The following is a 14852-nucleotide window of genomic DNA, read 5'->3' on the forward strand; positions in this document are numbered from 1 at the left end:
CGCTATTAATGTCACACTTTCTTCCTTCACTCAGCAGCACTCAAACCTAATGAAAAAAACCAAAGTCATCACTACTGACGATATCTTGCTCAAGCTTTGCCAATCTTTTTCGAGCGTACTTTCAGCGGCGACTGATAGCCCTGTCAGTTACTCTGCAATGGTGCAAAAAATAAACAAAACCAGCCTAAAACCCGATATCGGATGTTTTGTTCTGTTTGATGGTGGCTTTACCGGATTGGTCGTGACCAACTTTTCTCACCAAGCGGCGCTAGAGCTCTACCAGGAATACATGCTCAAAATGGGCATGTCCGCCGATGAACTGGCTATCCACCATTCATCAGACGAAGTCGCCGATGTCCTTGGTGAACTGATGAATCAAGTAGTGGGTGATTTCACCAGTAAAATTCGCCGTGAGTTACATGTTTCGATTACTCAGAACCAACCGAAGATGCTTGCGCTGAACAAACAGGTATTACTCTCAGTCGATACCAACCTTGACCGACCACAGGCGCGTCGTGTCAGTTTCACAACCGAAAAAAACAATATCTTCTATCTCGAACTGGCTATGGACAAAACGGAGTTCATCCAGCTGGAAGAGTTTGACCAAACTGAAGATTGCGATCCCGACAGCATTATCGAGGCTGCCCAAAACCGTACTAGGTCCGAACAAAAATCGGCCACGACTGCAGAAGTAGACCTAGATCTTCTCGACGAGCTCGGTATCTAACTCCCCCCCGTTCAGTTTTAGTTTCTTTGCTCCGATAGGCTACTTCGCCTTTTGGGGCAACGCCACTCAGTGTTGAAACATATGCTTCCTCTCAGCTTTGCTAGACTGTGTTAAAAAATGGTTTGAGGCTGTGTTTATGGATCGTCAGCGTTGGTGCTCTCTTATTCTTGGTGCAACCCTTTGCGCCCCTGTTCTCACTTACGCAGAGAAGATCAACTATAGCGAGCTGGAAAACGGTGATACGATTACCATCCCCTTGGATCAGCTCTTGCCAACCCAGGCTGTTCTCGATTACGACCAAATCTTTGCCAATCTCCAGCGCTATAAAGCCGATCTAAAAAATATGTATAACGATCTGTGCCGTTTTAACGGTGCCAAAGGCGTAAAAAAATGGGATGAGAATTCAATACCGACCGATCCTGAAACCTACCAATGCACTGGTAAAGTTGGCCAAGATACAGATGTGCTTAGCACCGTTGTAATCGGCCCAGAAGAGGGTGTTCTATACCTAACTGAAGGTCTGACTCTACTATCTACATTCTGGGATATGCCCAACGGTGGAACCAGCGTCCCTATTACCGTCAAGGTCAACCACAATCTATTGGGATCCGGTGATGATTTCTGGGCCGAAATGAACAATGATAACGAGGTTTGGTTAGTCAACGAGAAAGGGAAGAAGATAAAGCCCGATGACCTGCCCGAATACATAGGTATGAAGCAGCTCAAGCATGACAAATATCTCTCTCTGGTGAATTTCCTTAACGGCATCAGTTATACCCCCCCAAAACCAGATGGCAAAGACAACAAAACAGCCTCTATCCCTTTCCTTGCTCTGAATTGGGCTATCGAGCTTCGTCAGCATATGAAGATTTCCGATTACGATCTTAACGATCCGGAAGAGTATGCGACCGCACTAACTGAAGCAGCCACCATTATGGTTGATCTTCCCGATGATGAAGTTATCGGAAAATCCAAACGCACAGCCAGTGAAATGGGCCAGTTCGATCAGGTCGACAGCAAAGCGTTAGAAGAGCTGGTTACTAGCGCGGACACGTCCTTCGGGTTAGCCCTTGCCTACCGCGTGGCAAAGAAAGAGAAATCGACACCTAAAGCCGTGCTCGAAGAACAAGAAGCCCAGAAAGAGAAGGAAGAGCAAGAAAAACAAGAGCAGGAGAAAAAAGCTAACGGAGAAAAGGCTGATGGCGATACAGAAGCTGAAGATAAACAAGCCGAAGAAAAACCAGCCGAGAGCGACAAAGAAAAATCAGACAAGGACGGTGAAGCTAGCGAGTAACCACGCCGCCCAATCATACCTCACTCTTAAGTAATCCGTTACTTACGGTGATTCTTCGCCAAAAAAGCATCAAGCTTGTTGGCGAAATTCTGCCTGTCAGCCTGGCTTAATGGCGCAGGGCCACCAGTTTGAACACCAGAGCTGCGCATCGTTTCCATAAAGTCGCGCATTTGTAGTCGCTGCTTGATGGTATCTTTGGTGTACATTTCACCGCGCGGGTTCAGTGCATGGGCACCTTTGGTGATCACTTCATCAGCCAACGGAATATCGGCTGTGATGATCAGATCGCCCGGCTCAGCTTGCTGAACAATATAATTATCAGCCACATCAAACCCGGACTCCACCTGGATAGACTTAATATGCGGTGATGGTGGCACACGAATAAACTGGTTAGCAACCAAGGTTACAGCAACCCCTACCCGATTCGCTGCGCGGAATAAAATCTCCTTCACGACATTCGGACAAGCATCTGCATCAACCCAAATCTTCATTCTTTTTCCTTATGTATTTGAAGCGCCGCTTGCGCATCATCACAATATAACAAAAAGCCGCCTTTATTCGGCGGCTTTTATACACAATAGGTAACCTTAACTAGTTTTAGCCGTTTAGGCCTTTCTTCGCCAAGTACTCATCGTAAGTACCGTGGAAGTCTTCAACACCGTCTTTGGTAATTTCAAGGATACGCGTTGCAATAGACGATACGAATTGGCGATCGTGGGATACGAACATCAAGGTGCCCTTGAAGTTTTCAAGTGCCAAGTTCAATGACTCGATCGATTCCATATCCATGTGGTTGGTCGGCTCATCCATCAATAGGATGTTTGGCTTTTGCATAATCAGCTTGCCAAACAGCATACGGCCTTGCTCACCACCAGAGATGACTTTCACAGACTTCTTGATGTCATTTTGTGAGAACAGCATACGGCCAAGAATACCACGAACAGTTTGCTCGTCGTCGCCTTCTTTCTTCCACTGGCCCATCCACTCAAGTAGAGTCATATCTTCTTCGAAGTCGGCACTGTGATCCTGGGCATAAAAACCAATATTGTTGTTTTCTGACCACTTGATCATGCCATCCATCGGCTCCATCGCACCAGCAAGAGTATTTAGCAATGTCGATTTACCGATACCGTTCTCACCGATAATAGCGATACGCTCACCAACCTCAACAAGCATCTTCACCCCGTTGATAAGGATGTTATCGCCGTAGCCCTGCTTCAGACCTTCAACTTCCAACGCATTACGGAACAGCTCTTTTTCCTGATCAAAGCGAATAAACGGAGACTGACGGCTCGACGCTTTCACTTCATCTAGCTGAATTTTATCAAGCTGCTTTTGACGTGACGTTGCTTGCTTCGCTTTAGATGCGTTAGCAGAGAAACGGCTCACGAACGTTTGTAGTTCGGCGATCTGTGCTTTTTTCTTTGCATTATCAGCATGTAGACGCTCACGCGCTTGTTCAGCAGCGATCATGTACTCATCGTAGTTACCCGCAAACAAGCGAAGCTCACCGTAATCCAGGTCAGCCATGTGGGTACAAACACTGTTTAGGAAGTGACGGTCGTGCGAGATGATGATCATGGTGCAGTTACGCGCCAAAAGAACTTCTTCCAACCAGCTAATTGTATGGATGTCCAAGTTGTTCGTTGGCTCATCAAGTAGCATGATATCTGGATCAGCAAACAGTACCTGGGCCAGTAGAACTCGAACTTTAAGACCAGGGGCAACGGCGCTCATCAAACCAAAGTGCTGCTCTTCTGGAATACCAAGGCCTAGTAGCAGCTCACCAGCACGTGCTTCAGCAGAGTAACCATCCATTTCAGCGAACTCAGTCTCAAGATCACCAACACGCATACCGTCTTCGTCAGACATTTCTGGTAGTGCATAAATGCGGTCACGCTCTTCTTTGACTTTCCAAAGCTCTTTGTGACCCATAATAACGGTATCAACAACGGAGTATTCTTCGTAAGCGAACTGATCCTGACCCAATTTAGCCATACGTTCGTTAGGATCGAGTGAAACAGTACCGCCTGACTGCTCTAGTTCGCCGCCAAGGATTTTCATGAAGGTAGACTTACCACAGCCGTTCGCTCCGATTAGGCCATAGCGGTTACCACCACCAAATTTAACTGAGATATTCTCAAACAGTGGCTTGTCGCCGAACTGCATTGTGATATTAGCTGTTGAAATCAATGTACTGTTCCAATAATGATGTCTATCAAGCAATAAAAAAGCCGCCATTAAAGACGACTTCCTCACCATGTACGCGGAGTATAACAGCTTTTGTGAACTTCATCACGGGTTGATTTACTGGCTAGAAAAATAGCTAGTTACCCCGTCACTTCAAAATCAAAGGCATACTTCACAAAGTCACCAGCGCATAGAAATTAATTGAATATTCTAAATCCTACTTTGGGTTATAATTGGCACAACTTAAATTGTGATTAAGTCGTATATATTCTAAACACAAATAACAATTTAAAAACAAAATACATTAAAAGCTCATTAATGGTTATTTTTTTGTTTTTATACTATTTAAATTCAATCAAATTCATTTACTGATATTTCTTAATTAATTTAACGACATATTTTGTTACAGTCATCAATATGACCCAGGTCGCAACAAACATGAGCTATTCATTCTTTCAATACCCCTTTTCAGTAAGATTATGTCAGGCATTCGTTAAATCGATTTCGAATTTTTGAACTTCTGAAGTTTTGATGCTTTGAAATCAGTTTGCTTATTTCCACTACGTTAGCGTCAATCGCATCGTCTTTTTTGCAGTTAAGCCAGATGTCAGATGCCGTAAGGAAATCATGGATCTATACGTTGCAGGAGCAACACTTGATACAGGGATGTTAAATAGATTCAAGGTTGTTGGTGATTTTTATTTAATAACGCTCATATACATATTTTTGATTATCAACCATCAACATTCTGTACCTATTATTTTTTGCGAGAATAAACATGATCATCCCATTGCTATCGCTACCCATCATATTTGGTGCGGGTTATCTGATTGTTAAGAAATACAACACACAAGCCGCGCTATTTGCTGCCGGTCTTTTAATGATCCTTATTGGCGTTGCTTCCGGTAATACCGACTTCCTGCCTTCTGGTACTAATTCATCCGGTGCCATTGTTTTTGACTTTTTCCTTGTTATTAAAGCACTTTCTTCATCCACGGTAGCCAACCTTGGTTTGATTATCATGAGTGTAGCGGGCTTCTCAAGCTACATGAACCACATTGGTGCTGCCAATGCTATGGTACAGGTTTCGACTAAGCCTCTTTCGCTGATCAAGAGCCCATATGTCGTTCTTGCTCTTACTTATGTACTTGGCCAGATCATCAACATCTTTATCCCATCTGCTGTTGGTCTAGCAATGCTTCTACTTGTTGCTATGTACCCTGTACTGGTCCGCATCGGCTGTACGCCAGCCTCTACAGCGGCAGTATTGGCGACAACTGCTTGTTTGGATCTTGGCCCAGCCTCTGGTAACTCGCTAAAAGCAGCGGAAGTAATCGGTATCGATGCCGCTACTTACTTTGTTAATCATCAGATCGTTGTAGCCCCTGTTATCATGGCTGTGATTGCTGTGCTTCACTTCTTCTGCCAACGTTGGTTCGATAAGAAAGACGCTGAAAACGGCGTGACCTATGAGCTGAAAGAAGTTGAGCAAGATACTGTTGAAGCACCAAAGTGGTTCGCGATTCTTCCTATCCTACCGCTACTGATGCTACTGACATTTAGTAACTTTGCGATTTCTTGGATCAAAGTTGATGTAGTTACTGCGATGTTCACCAGCTTGTTCATTGCCATGGTGTGTGATTTCATCGTTAACCGTGACGGCAAGAAAGTTGCTGCTTCACTGAAGATCTTCCTAGATGGCATGGGTAAGGCGTTTGCCAGCGTGGTATCACTTATCATCGCTGCACAAACTTTCGTAGTAGGTTTAAGCACAATTGGTTTCATCGGTATGTTGCTGGGCGCAACTTCAACTGCAGGCCTAGGCTATCTACCGATGATTATCGTGATGGTGACTATTATCGGTGCCACTGCCCTACTGTCAGGTTCTGGTAACGCGCCATTCTTCAGCTTCTCTGACCTAGCACCGCAAATTGCATCGACACTGGGTGTGTCAACTGCAGCCTTTGCACTTCCTATGCAGCTGTCTTCGGGTATTTTCCGCTCATTCTCACCTGTTGCCGGTGTTGTTATCGCCTGTGCTGGCGTTGCAGGTATCTCGCCTATTGAGCTGGTGAAGCGTACTGCTATTCCAATGATGGGTGGCTTGGTCACCCTGGTTGCCATGAGTGCAATGATTGGCTAAAACAGCCTAAATCACCTTTACTAACGAATAAAGCGGGCTTTTTAGCCCGTTTTAATTTGCTGCTAGTTACCAGCCAATTTACTTTGTATTGCCCTTCCTACGAAACCGCCTAAATGTAATTGCATTACTACCATAGCGATGGGAAGAGCAATTGTGGTGAAAGCCATATCTACTCAAATCATTACCCCACCGATCAGCCAGGGTCTGTTAATGTACTAATGGTTTTAGATAAAGATAAAAAAACGGGCTCGAAAGCCCGTTTTTCTTTATCTGGTAAGGGTTATTCCCAATCCAAGATAACCTTGCCTGACATACCAGAACGCATGATGTCGAAGCCTTCCTGGAAATCATCAATCTTGTAGTGGTGAGTGATAATTGGCGTTAGATCTAGACCAGACTGGATCAAGCTCGCCATCTTGTACCAAGTTTCGAACATTTCGCGACCGTAGATACCCTTGATGATCAAGCCTTTGAAGATCACCTGGTTCCAGTCGATACCCATGTCTGATGGTGGAATACCTAGCAGGGCAATCTTACCGCCGTGGTTCATGCTGGTAAGCATGCTGTTGAACGCTGATGGTACACCTGACATCTCTAGGCCAACATCGAAGCCTTCAGTCATGCCTAGCTCGGCCATGACATCTTCCAGCTTCTCTTCAGCAACGTTCACCGCACGGGTCACACCCATCTTACGCGCAAGATCCAAACGGTATTCGTTAACATCAGTGATCACAACGTGGCGTGCACCAACATGCTTAGCAACCGCTGCCGCCATGATGCCGATTGGGCCAGCACCAGTGATCAGTACATCTTCACCCACAAGATCGAAAGATAGCGCAGTGTGAACAGCGTTACCGAACGGGTCAAAGATAGACGCTAGGTCATCAGAGATACCTTCTGGGATCTTGAATGCATTGAATGCAGGGATCACTAGGTATTCTGCGAATGCACCTTCACGGTTTACACCAACACCTGTAGTGTTTCGGCAAAGGTGGGTACGGCCACCGCGGCAGTTACGGCAGTGACCACATGTGATGTGACCTTCGCCCGATACACGGTCGCCAATTTCAAAGCCACGGACTTCCTGGCCGATACCAACAACTTCACCCACATACTCGTGGCCTACAACCATAGGAACAGGAATCGTCTTTTGTGACCACTCATCCCAGTTGTAGATGTGTACGTCTGTACCACAGATAGCCGTTTTCTTGATGCGGATAAGAAGATCGTTATGGCCAAGCTCAGGCTTGTCCACTTCGGTCATCCAAATACCTTGTTCAGGCTTTAGTTTCGAAAGTGCTTTGATTTTCATTATTTGTTCCTACTGCAGGGTAGAATTCTAAGGGCTGATACATTGCCAGCCCTTAGCCCTTGAACTTCTGGAATATGGGCTTAGATAATGCCCATGTCCTTGCCCACTTCAATGAAGGCATCGATAGCTTTGTCTAGCTGCTCTGGAGAGTGAGCAGCAGACATTTGAGTACGGATACGTGCTTGGCCTTTTGGCACTACTGGGAAAGAGAAACCAATCACGTAGATACCTTTCGCTAGTGCACGCTCAGCAAACTCAGCTGCCACTTTTGCATCACCCAGCATGATTGGGATGATAGCGTGGTCAGCACCGCCCATAGTGAAGCCAGCGGCTTCCATGCGCGTACGGAAATGCTCTGAGTTTGACCATAGACGATCACGTAGGTCACCGCTTTCTTTCAGCAGGTCGATTACGCGGATAGAAGCGTTAACGATAGCTGGAGCAACAGAGTTAGAGAACAGGTATGGACGAGAACGCTGACGTAGCCAGTCGATCACTTCTTTCTTACCAGACGTGTAACCGCCTGATGCACCACCCATTGCTTTACCTAGGGTACCTGTGATGATGTCGATACGGTCAACCACATTGTGGAACTCGTGTGTACCGGCACCGGTTTTACCCATAAAGCCAACAGCGTGAGAGTCATCAACCATTACAAGTGCACCGTACTTGTCAGCAAGGTCACAGATAGCAGGTAGGTTGGCAACAACACCGTCCATTGAGAACACGCCGTCAGTAACGATAAGCGTGTTGCGAGCGCCCGCTTCTTTAGCCGCAATCAGTTGCTGCTCAAGCTCTTCCATGTTGTTGTTCGCGTAACGGAAGCGCATTGCCTTACATAGGCGAACACCATCGATGATAGAAGCATGGTTCAATGCATCAGAAATGATTGCATCTTCTTTGCCAAGAATCGTCTCAAATAGGCCAGCGTTGGCATCGAAACAAGAAGTGTAAAGAATAGTGTCTTCTTTACCCAGGAATTCAGATAGTTTCTGCTCTAGCTCTTTGTGGATGTCTTGCGTACCACAAATAAAACGAACAGATGCCATACCAAAGCCATGCTTATCCATACCTTCCTGGGCAGCTTTAATTAGCTCAGGGTGGTTGGCAAGGCCAAGGTAGTTGTTGGCACAGAAGTTAAGCACTTCTTCACCCGTGCTGATTTCAACAGCAGCTTTTTGCTGAGATGTGATTACACGCTCAGATTTGTACAGACCTTCAGCTTTTACTTCTTCTATTTGCTGTTTAATTTGATCATAGAATGCGGCAGACATGATGTTCCTCACAATAATATCGTTTGCCAGTCACCACCGATTGACAACTGGCACAAATACGCGTTCAAAACGCCTATTTGAGCAATATTTCCATTTATAGATTAGGTGATTTACCTGCAATTAATGCAATTTCACAGGATCTTTGAACTTTAGCCATTCTAATCAAAGAGCAATCAGACTATTATCCCCTCTCGTGGAAAAGGTCTCGTGAATTATGGACACAAATAAACTAATCGCCTTAATGCCTGAACTGGCAGTGTTTAAAATTGTGGTTGATGAAGGTAGTTTTACAGCCGCAGCCAGAAAGCTCGGCGTTACCCCTTCAGCCCTAAGCAAGCAGCTTTCCCGGTTGGAGCAAACCCTCTCAACCAAGCTGCTTGAACGTACTACCCGAAAACTGGTCATTACCCAGTCGGGCAAAGGCATCTACGATCAATGTTGCGCACTATTAGAAGCCACCAAGCAAGTGGTTGAATTTACCAGTTCTGAACACGAGACCCCTTCTGGTTCGGTAACTGTTGCAGCGCCGAAAGCATTCCTGAGCATCGTGTTACAGCCCATGGTCTTGCCTTTCTTGACCCAGTATCCTGATATTGAGCTAAAGCTTAAAGCGCGTGATGGTGATATTGATTTGATATCAGAAGGTATTGATGTGGTTTTCCGATTAACGGAAAAACCCACGGAAGGCTTGGTATTAAAACAGCTCGGCAAAGTCAGCTTGAGCCTATGTGCCAGCCCTGACTACCTTGAGCAACGCGGTACACCCATTCATCCTACCGAGCTATTGAACCACGACTGCCTCTACTTGGGTGAAACCACCACAGACCATATTTGGGATTTCGTCAAAGATAGCGAAACGCATACTATTCCTGTCAAAGGGCGTTATGCCGTGAACCATTCGCAAATGCGCCTGCGTGGTGTTATTGATGGCTTGGGGATTGGTATTTTCCCAGACTTTGTTATCAAGCAGGCAATTGCTGAAGGTGAAGTCAAACCGGTATTGGAAGATTGGACAATCAAAGGCAATTACCAAGGGGATATTGCCCTTCAGTTTGCCCAAACTAAGTTCATGCCGGCTCGCCTGCGCGTATTTATCGATTACGTTGCTGAACACGTGGCGAAATACACCGTTTCCTGAAGCAGCCCTTTCTAACTTTACGGATCACGCTCCCAAACTTCTTGTTATGGTGGGAGCATCTACCGAGCTCTCCCTAATTACCTAGCGCTTCCACCTGCCCTCCACCACTGGTATATACTAAAAGGCACAACAATGAGACAAGATTTGCACCTTTGATCCAATCCGACATGTATGTCGTTAGTTATTGGCAACAGCGTTGATTGTTACCCAGCGCCATCACCGGCTTTCCACCGTACCATTAGGAAGGAAGACGACAATGAGTAAGCTGTTAAAGAGCCTGTTAGCGATAATTGTATTGGTATTCAGTATAAACGCACTCAGTTACCCTATGGGATCCATGCATTGGAACCACCGTAGCATTCTCTACTTTGCCCCTGAAAAAGATCAACATGTGAACGCCTTCATCAAAGAATCCTTAATGCATGACTGTATGTTGCAAGAGCGGGACATCGTGGTGGTCGTCATGACCAAAGATGGCTTCAACAAACCCTCTGACGTGTTCAGCCCAGATGAAATCGTCAGGCTGGAAAAGCTTTATAAAGTCTCCAGAAACAAACACACTGCTATCTTAATTGGTAAAGACGGTTTGGAGAAATACCGTTGGAACGAGCAAACCAATTGGCAGCACATTACCCAGCTGGTTGATAACATGCCAATGCGCAAAAAAGAAATTGCTTACTCGCCAAGCAGTCGCTGCTCTATCTAGCAGCGGCCTATCTATAAAATGCATAAAGCTGCATAAACACGAATCACTCGCAATTTTATCTACGCCCCCCGCTACGCCTGAAAATTTTGAATCGGGAGGATTCATTTTTTAAATAAAAGCAGTAAGGTAGTGGGAACATCGACTTCTGAGGGCGGAATAACAATGATGACTAAGCCTTTTTTTTACCACGGACAGGACAAACAATGGGTAAACGCGTCAGATAGCACCCTAACCCTGACGCTTGTTAGCGAAGCTGACACCCTTATTTCCACTATCTTCATTCGCTGCGAGCCAGACAATGAAGAGATGCTCATTGATATGGAAAAAGGGAAAACCGATGGCAGGCTCCAATACTGGCACGGACAAATCCCACTCAATCAAGACAAAGCTTTAACCCATTACTGTTTCAAAGTGATGCAGAACAGCCGCCAGTGGTGGTTGGACAGTAAAGGGATCAGCCCCCGCATGCCGGGCCGAGAGTCCCACTTCAAGTTCAATTCTCAACATCAGCCGCCTCAATGGGTGAAAAATCAGGTGTTTTACCAGATTTTCCCCGACCGCTTTAACAACGGCAATCCATCGATAAGTGTTAAAGACAACGAGTATTTCCTGAAAGGCGATGAGCGACCGACCATCGCCAAAGAGTGGGGGGCGCCGGTCTCAGATTCCCATGACAACAATGGCCCGAACGAGTTTTACGGTGGCGATCTGAAAGGCATCGAAGATAAGCTGGACTACCTACAAGCGCTAGGGGTCACGGCGCTGTATCTCAACCCTATCTTCCAGGCTCCTAGTAACCACAAGTACGATACCACTGACTACACCCGTATCGATCCGCATCTGGGTACAAACGAACAGTTTGGCCATATGGTTGAAAACCTGCACCAACGCGATATGAAAATTGTGCTTGATGCCGTGTATAACCACACTTCGGTCAACCACCCTTGGTTTAACCGCTACCAACAACAGCAAGAAACATCTGGGGCATTTGGTCACCCAGACTCTCCTTTCCGCGACTATTACCAGTTCGATGGCGATAGTGACAACTACATTGGTTGGAAAGGCATTGATAGCTTGCCAAAACTCAACTTCTCTAACCCAGAAGTACAAGATTACATCTATGCAGGTGATGATGCCGTCATCAAGCAGTGGCTACGCCCACCCTACAACATTGACGGCTGGCGCTTTGATGTCATCCATATGCTTGGTGAAGGTGTCGGGGCGGCGAACAATGCCCATTACGTCAAAGCATTCCGTGACGCGGCGAAGTCAGTGAATCCTGAATGTTATGTTTTGGGTGAGCACTTTTTCGAAGCCACCAGCTGGCTGGAAGGCGATCAAGAAGATGGTGCCATGAACTACTATGGCTTTGCCCACCCGGTACGTGCCTTCTTTGCCAATAAAGATATTGCCTATCACAACTGTAAAATAGACGCGGCCGAGTTCGCCGACTGGTTGGAAGAAGTGCGTGGCAAAGTGCCATGGCTTAACCAGCTAGCCCAGCTCAACCAATTGGACAGCCATGATACCATGCGTTTTTTGACCACCCTAGACGGTGATCAAGACACCATGAGATTGGCCCTGTTGATGCTGTTTACCTATGTGGGCACACCATGTATTTACTACGGCACCGAGGTTGCACTTGAAGGCGGACATGATCCTGATAACCGGCGTTGCTTCCCGTGGGAGCGAACAGAAACGCCTAACGCCACCTTTGATTTCGTCAGCAAGCTTATCGAGACGCGCAAGTCCCAGTTGGCGCTACAGGAAGGTAGCATTCAATGGCTGCATGCAGAGCAACAACAACTTGCCTATGCACGTAAGCTTGAAGGGGAGCATTTAATCACTCTGATTAACAATAGTGACTCTTCTAAAGCGCTATCTCTACCGATTTGGCAGCTAGGCTTGCCGGAAGATACGGTGTTAACCGATCTGTTAACTGGCGACGAGTGGGAGTGCAAAGACGGTGTATTGAATATCACCTTAGCCGGCAAAGAAGGCCTATTACTTAGCGCGTAACAATATTTCCCTCTGAACATTATCCTGTGATAGCTCAAGCCCTTACTATTCATTAGGAAAGTAAGGGCTTTAACTTACCGCATCCGCACTCAACACACTGAGCAATGTGCTGAACAAGTTAATCTTGATAATGGGCTTTGCCAAATACGCATCCATTCCTGCATCAAAGCATTGTTGCTTTTCACTTTCCAATACATTGGCTGTTAGCGCTATGATGGGGATCTGCTCGCAGTTTTGCTTTTCACGGATTCTTCTTGTTGCTTCCAATCCCCCCATAATAGGCATTTGGCAGTCCATCAAGATGAGATCTGGCAGGGTTTGATCAAGATAGTTAACTGCCTCCTCACCATTGTCGACCACATCTATATTGCACAGCCCCATGGATTTAAGAAAAGCTAAGACAAGTTGCTGATTCACAAACTGATCTTCGGCAACTAATATCCGACAGCTAGAAAACCTTGATAAATCGCATACCACATCATCACCAGGGGCATAAGACTGGCTCGAAGTGGTACTCTCCGCCTTTCTCAACTTCAGCCGGAAAGAAAACTCACTCCCTACCCCTTCCATACTATTTACCCGCAATTTAGTCCCGAGTAATTCACATAGTCTACTAGACACTGCTAGTCCTAATCCCGTACCACCATACTTGCGAGAAATAGTCCCATCAATTTGTTTGTATGAATCAAAAACATCTTCACATTTTCGTTCAGGTATACCAATACCGCTGTCGATCACCCGAATACATAACTCGACCTCACCATTTAGTTCTCTCAACCAATCTACATTGACCTTAACAAACCCATGCTCAGTAAACTTCACTGCGTTGCTCAATAAGTTTGTCATTATTTGGCGTAAATGCTGTTCATCAGCATGAAAATCACAATCCTCATCACTAGGTGTAACTACCTCAATGTTTAGTCCTTTTTCACTAGCGTCTTGTTCTACTGAAGTGACACAAGATTGAACCAACCGACATAGATTAAAATCATTTTCACAAAGCTCGACTCGGTTGCTTTCTAATCGGGAGAAGTTAAGTACTTCATTAATCAGAGTTAGCAATGAAAAGGCGGATTCCTTGATGTACTCAACCTGCTGATTCGATTCACGGCCCAAATTCTTTTGTTGCAAGCATTGAATGAAACCCAGAATTCCATTCATAGGAGTCCGTAATTCATGGCCCATGTTAGCCATAAATTCAGACTTTACCTTGTGAGCTTTATTCAGTTGCAATGACTGGAGTTCCAACGCTTCATTAAGCTGTAATAGCTTGTTATTCCTATAGAATAACTTAGAGTCTATCGATTGGATTTGACGTGCAAGATGGCCGATTTCTGAATCTTTGTCGGTCAACTCTTGCAGATCCACCTTCCCCTTTCCAACGAGTGCAAGTTGCTTTGTCATTAAAGCAATGGGACGAGTCACCTGGGTGTGAAAAACATAAATCGCAACAGCGGCCACTAGAATGAGCGGAAGCAATAGCTTAAACGAAAAAAGAATTGATGATAAAGGGTTATCCCCACCATTAAATAGCATTAGCACAGAAGTCATCAAGAATACACTCAAAGATACTGCGCCCAATATGACTATACATTTGCGGGTTAAGAGTTGCTGATATAGTCTTTGTATTGCAGAGGATAATAACGAAGCACTTCTCTCAGATGCTGTTACTGCACGTTTATCCACTATATTACTCCTGTAAAATCGTGAAGACTCATAGCCTGACAGATCCAATCAAGCAAAATACACGCCAACAAGACAAAAAATTAACCGATTGTTATTTAATAGAAAAATAACAAGAGACTCCCTCTTAAAAAATCATCACCAAATTGAGAGTCAAATTGCTAACACGATTTGTTATCGCTCAAAAATAAGTCTGAGCATTTTTTACGGGCCACAAGATAACAGCAACTAAAAGCTTGCGTTACATCACTGTTTCAACTTGCTCAAGATCACATTTCTAAGCCGTTAATTTTACTAGGATAAAAACCGCGCAAACGTTACACTCTCCGCCATAAAATCTATAACAAAAACATTACAAACCGCTTG

The 14852-nt window shown here is 45.4% G+C and carries 11 protein-coding genes; 6 read left to right on the plus strand and 5 right to left on the minus strand.

What is annotated here, in order from left to right; all coding sequences use genetic code 11:
* The first annotated feature begins 49 nt into the window (after positions 1 to 49).
* Complete coding sequence (locus R2X38_RS08140; RefSeq protein WP_317521740.1) at positions 50 to 727, plus strand: DUF3334 family protein; 678 nt, start codon at positions 50 to 52, stop codon at positions 725 to 727.
* A gap of 136 nt (positions 728 to 863) precedes the next feature.
* Positions 864 to 2021 carry a ParB/Srx family N-terminal domain-containing protein gene (locus R2X38_RS08145; RefSeq protein WP_317521741.1) on the plus strand — a complete coding sequence of 386 codons (1158 nt, stop codon included), beginning with the start codon at positions 864 to 866 and terminating at the stop codon, positions 2019 to 2021.
* 38 nt (positions 2022 to 2059) lie between these two features.
* Here R2X38_RS08145 and R2X38_RS08150 read toward each other — a convergent pair whose 3' ends face one another.
* Both R2X38_RS08150 and R2X38_RS08155 read right to left on the minus strand, forming a co-directional pair.
* Positions 2060 to 2512 (minus strand): YaiI/YqxD family protein, encoded by a 453-nt coding sequence (locus R2X38_RS08150; protein WP_107298316.1) that lies wholly within the window; start codon positions 2510 to 2512, stop codon positions 2060 to 2062.
* Between the two features lie 106 nt (positions 2513 to 2618).
* Positions 2619 to 4214, minus strand: a complete 1596-nt coding sequence (locus tag R2X38_RS08155) for an ABC-F family ATPase (RefSeq protein WP_317522245.1) — start codon at positions 4212 to 4214, stop codon at positions 2619 to 2621.
* Positions 4215 to 4992: 778 nt separating this feature from the next.
* On the opposite strand from R2X38_RS08155, the gene dcuC reads away from it, so the two are divergent.
* A complete protein-coding gene (dcuC, locus tag R2X38_RS08160; RefSeq protein WP_317522246.1) occupies positions 4993 to 6354 on the plus strand; it encodes a C4-dicarboxylate transporter DcuC in 1362 nt (453 codons plus the stop codon).
* 280 nt (positions 6355 to 6634) lie between these two features.
* Here dcuC and tdh read toward each other — a convergent pair whose 3' ends face one another.
* Together tdh and R2X38_RS08170 are read right to left on the minus strand one after the other, a co-directional pair.
* Positions 6635 to 7666, minus strand: coding sequence for an L-threonine 3-dehydrogenase (gene tdh, locus R2X38_RS08165; protein WP_317521742.1), 1032 nt, complete (start codon positions 7664 to 7666; stop codon positions 6635 to 6637).
* Positions 7667 to 7746: 80 nt separating this feature from the next.
* On the minus strand, positions 7747 to 8940 hold the full coding sequence (locus R2X38_RS08170) for a glycine C-acetyltransferase (protein WP_317521743.1): 1194 nt from the start codon (positions 8938 to 8940) through the stop codon (positions 7747 to 7749).
* A 214-nt stretch (positions 8941 to 9154) separates the two neighbouring features.
* Between R2X38_RS08170 and R2X38_RS08175 the strand changes: the two genes are divergently transcribed.
* The 3 genes from R2X38_RS08175 (at position 9155) to malZ (ending at position 12803) form a co-directional block, all read left to right on the plus strand.
* Positions 9155 to 10078, plus strand: coding sequence for a LysR family transcriptional regulator (locus R2X38_RS08175; RefSeq protein ID WP_317521745.1), 924 nt, complete (start codon positions 9155 to 9157; stop codon positions 10076 to 10078).
* Positions 10079 to 10334: 256 nt separating this feature from the next.
* Positions 10335 to 10784: a DUF4174 domain-containing protein gene (locus R2X38_RS08180; protein WP_317521747.1), complete on the plus strand. Its 450-nt coding sequence runs from the start codon at positions 10335 to 10337 to the stop codon at positions 10782 to 10784.
* A gap of 165 nt (positions 10785 to 10949) precedes the next feature.
* Entirely contained in the window at positions 10950 to 12803 is a 1854-nt protein-coding gene (malZ, locus tag R2X38_RS08185; protein ID WP_317521748.1) for a maltodextrin glucosidase, read from the plus strand.
* A 69-nt stretch (positions 12804 to 12872) separates the two neighbouring features.
* Here the strand turns inward: malZ and R2X38_RS08190 are convergent, their stop codons facing one another.
* Entirely contained in the window at positions 12873 to 14489 is a 1617-nt protein-coding gene (locus tag R2X38_RS08190) for an ATP-binding protein (RefSeq protein ID WP_317521749.1), read from the minus strand.
* Positions 14490 to 14852: the final 363 nt, after the last annotated feature.

Source organism: Photobacterium rosenbergii, assembly GCF_033022775.1.
In the GTDB taxonomy this organism is placed as follows: domain Bacteria; phylum Pseudomonadota; class Gammaproteobacteria; order Enterobacterales; family Vibrionaceae; genus Photobacterium; species Photobacterium rosenbergii_A.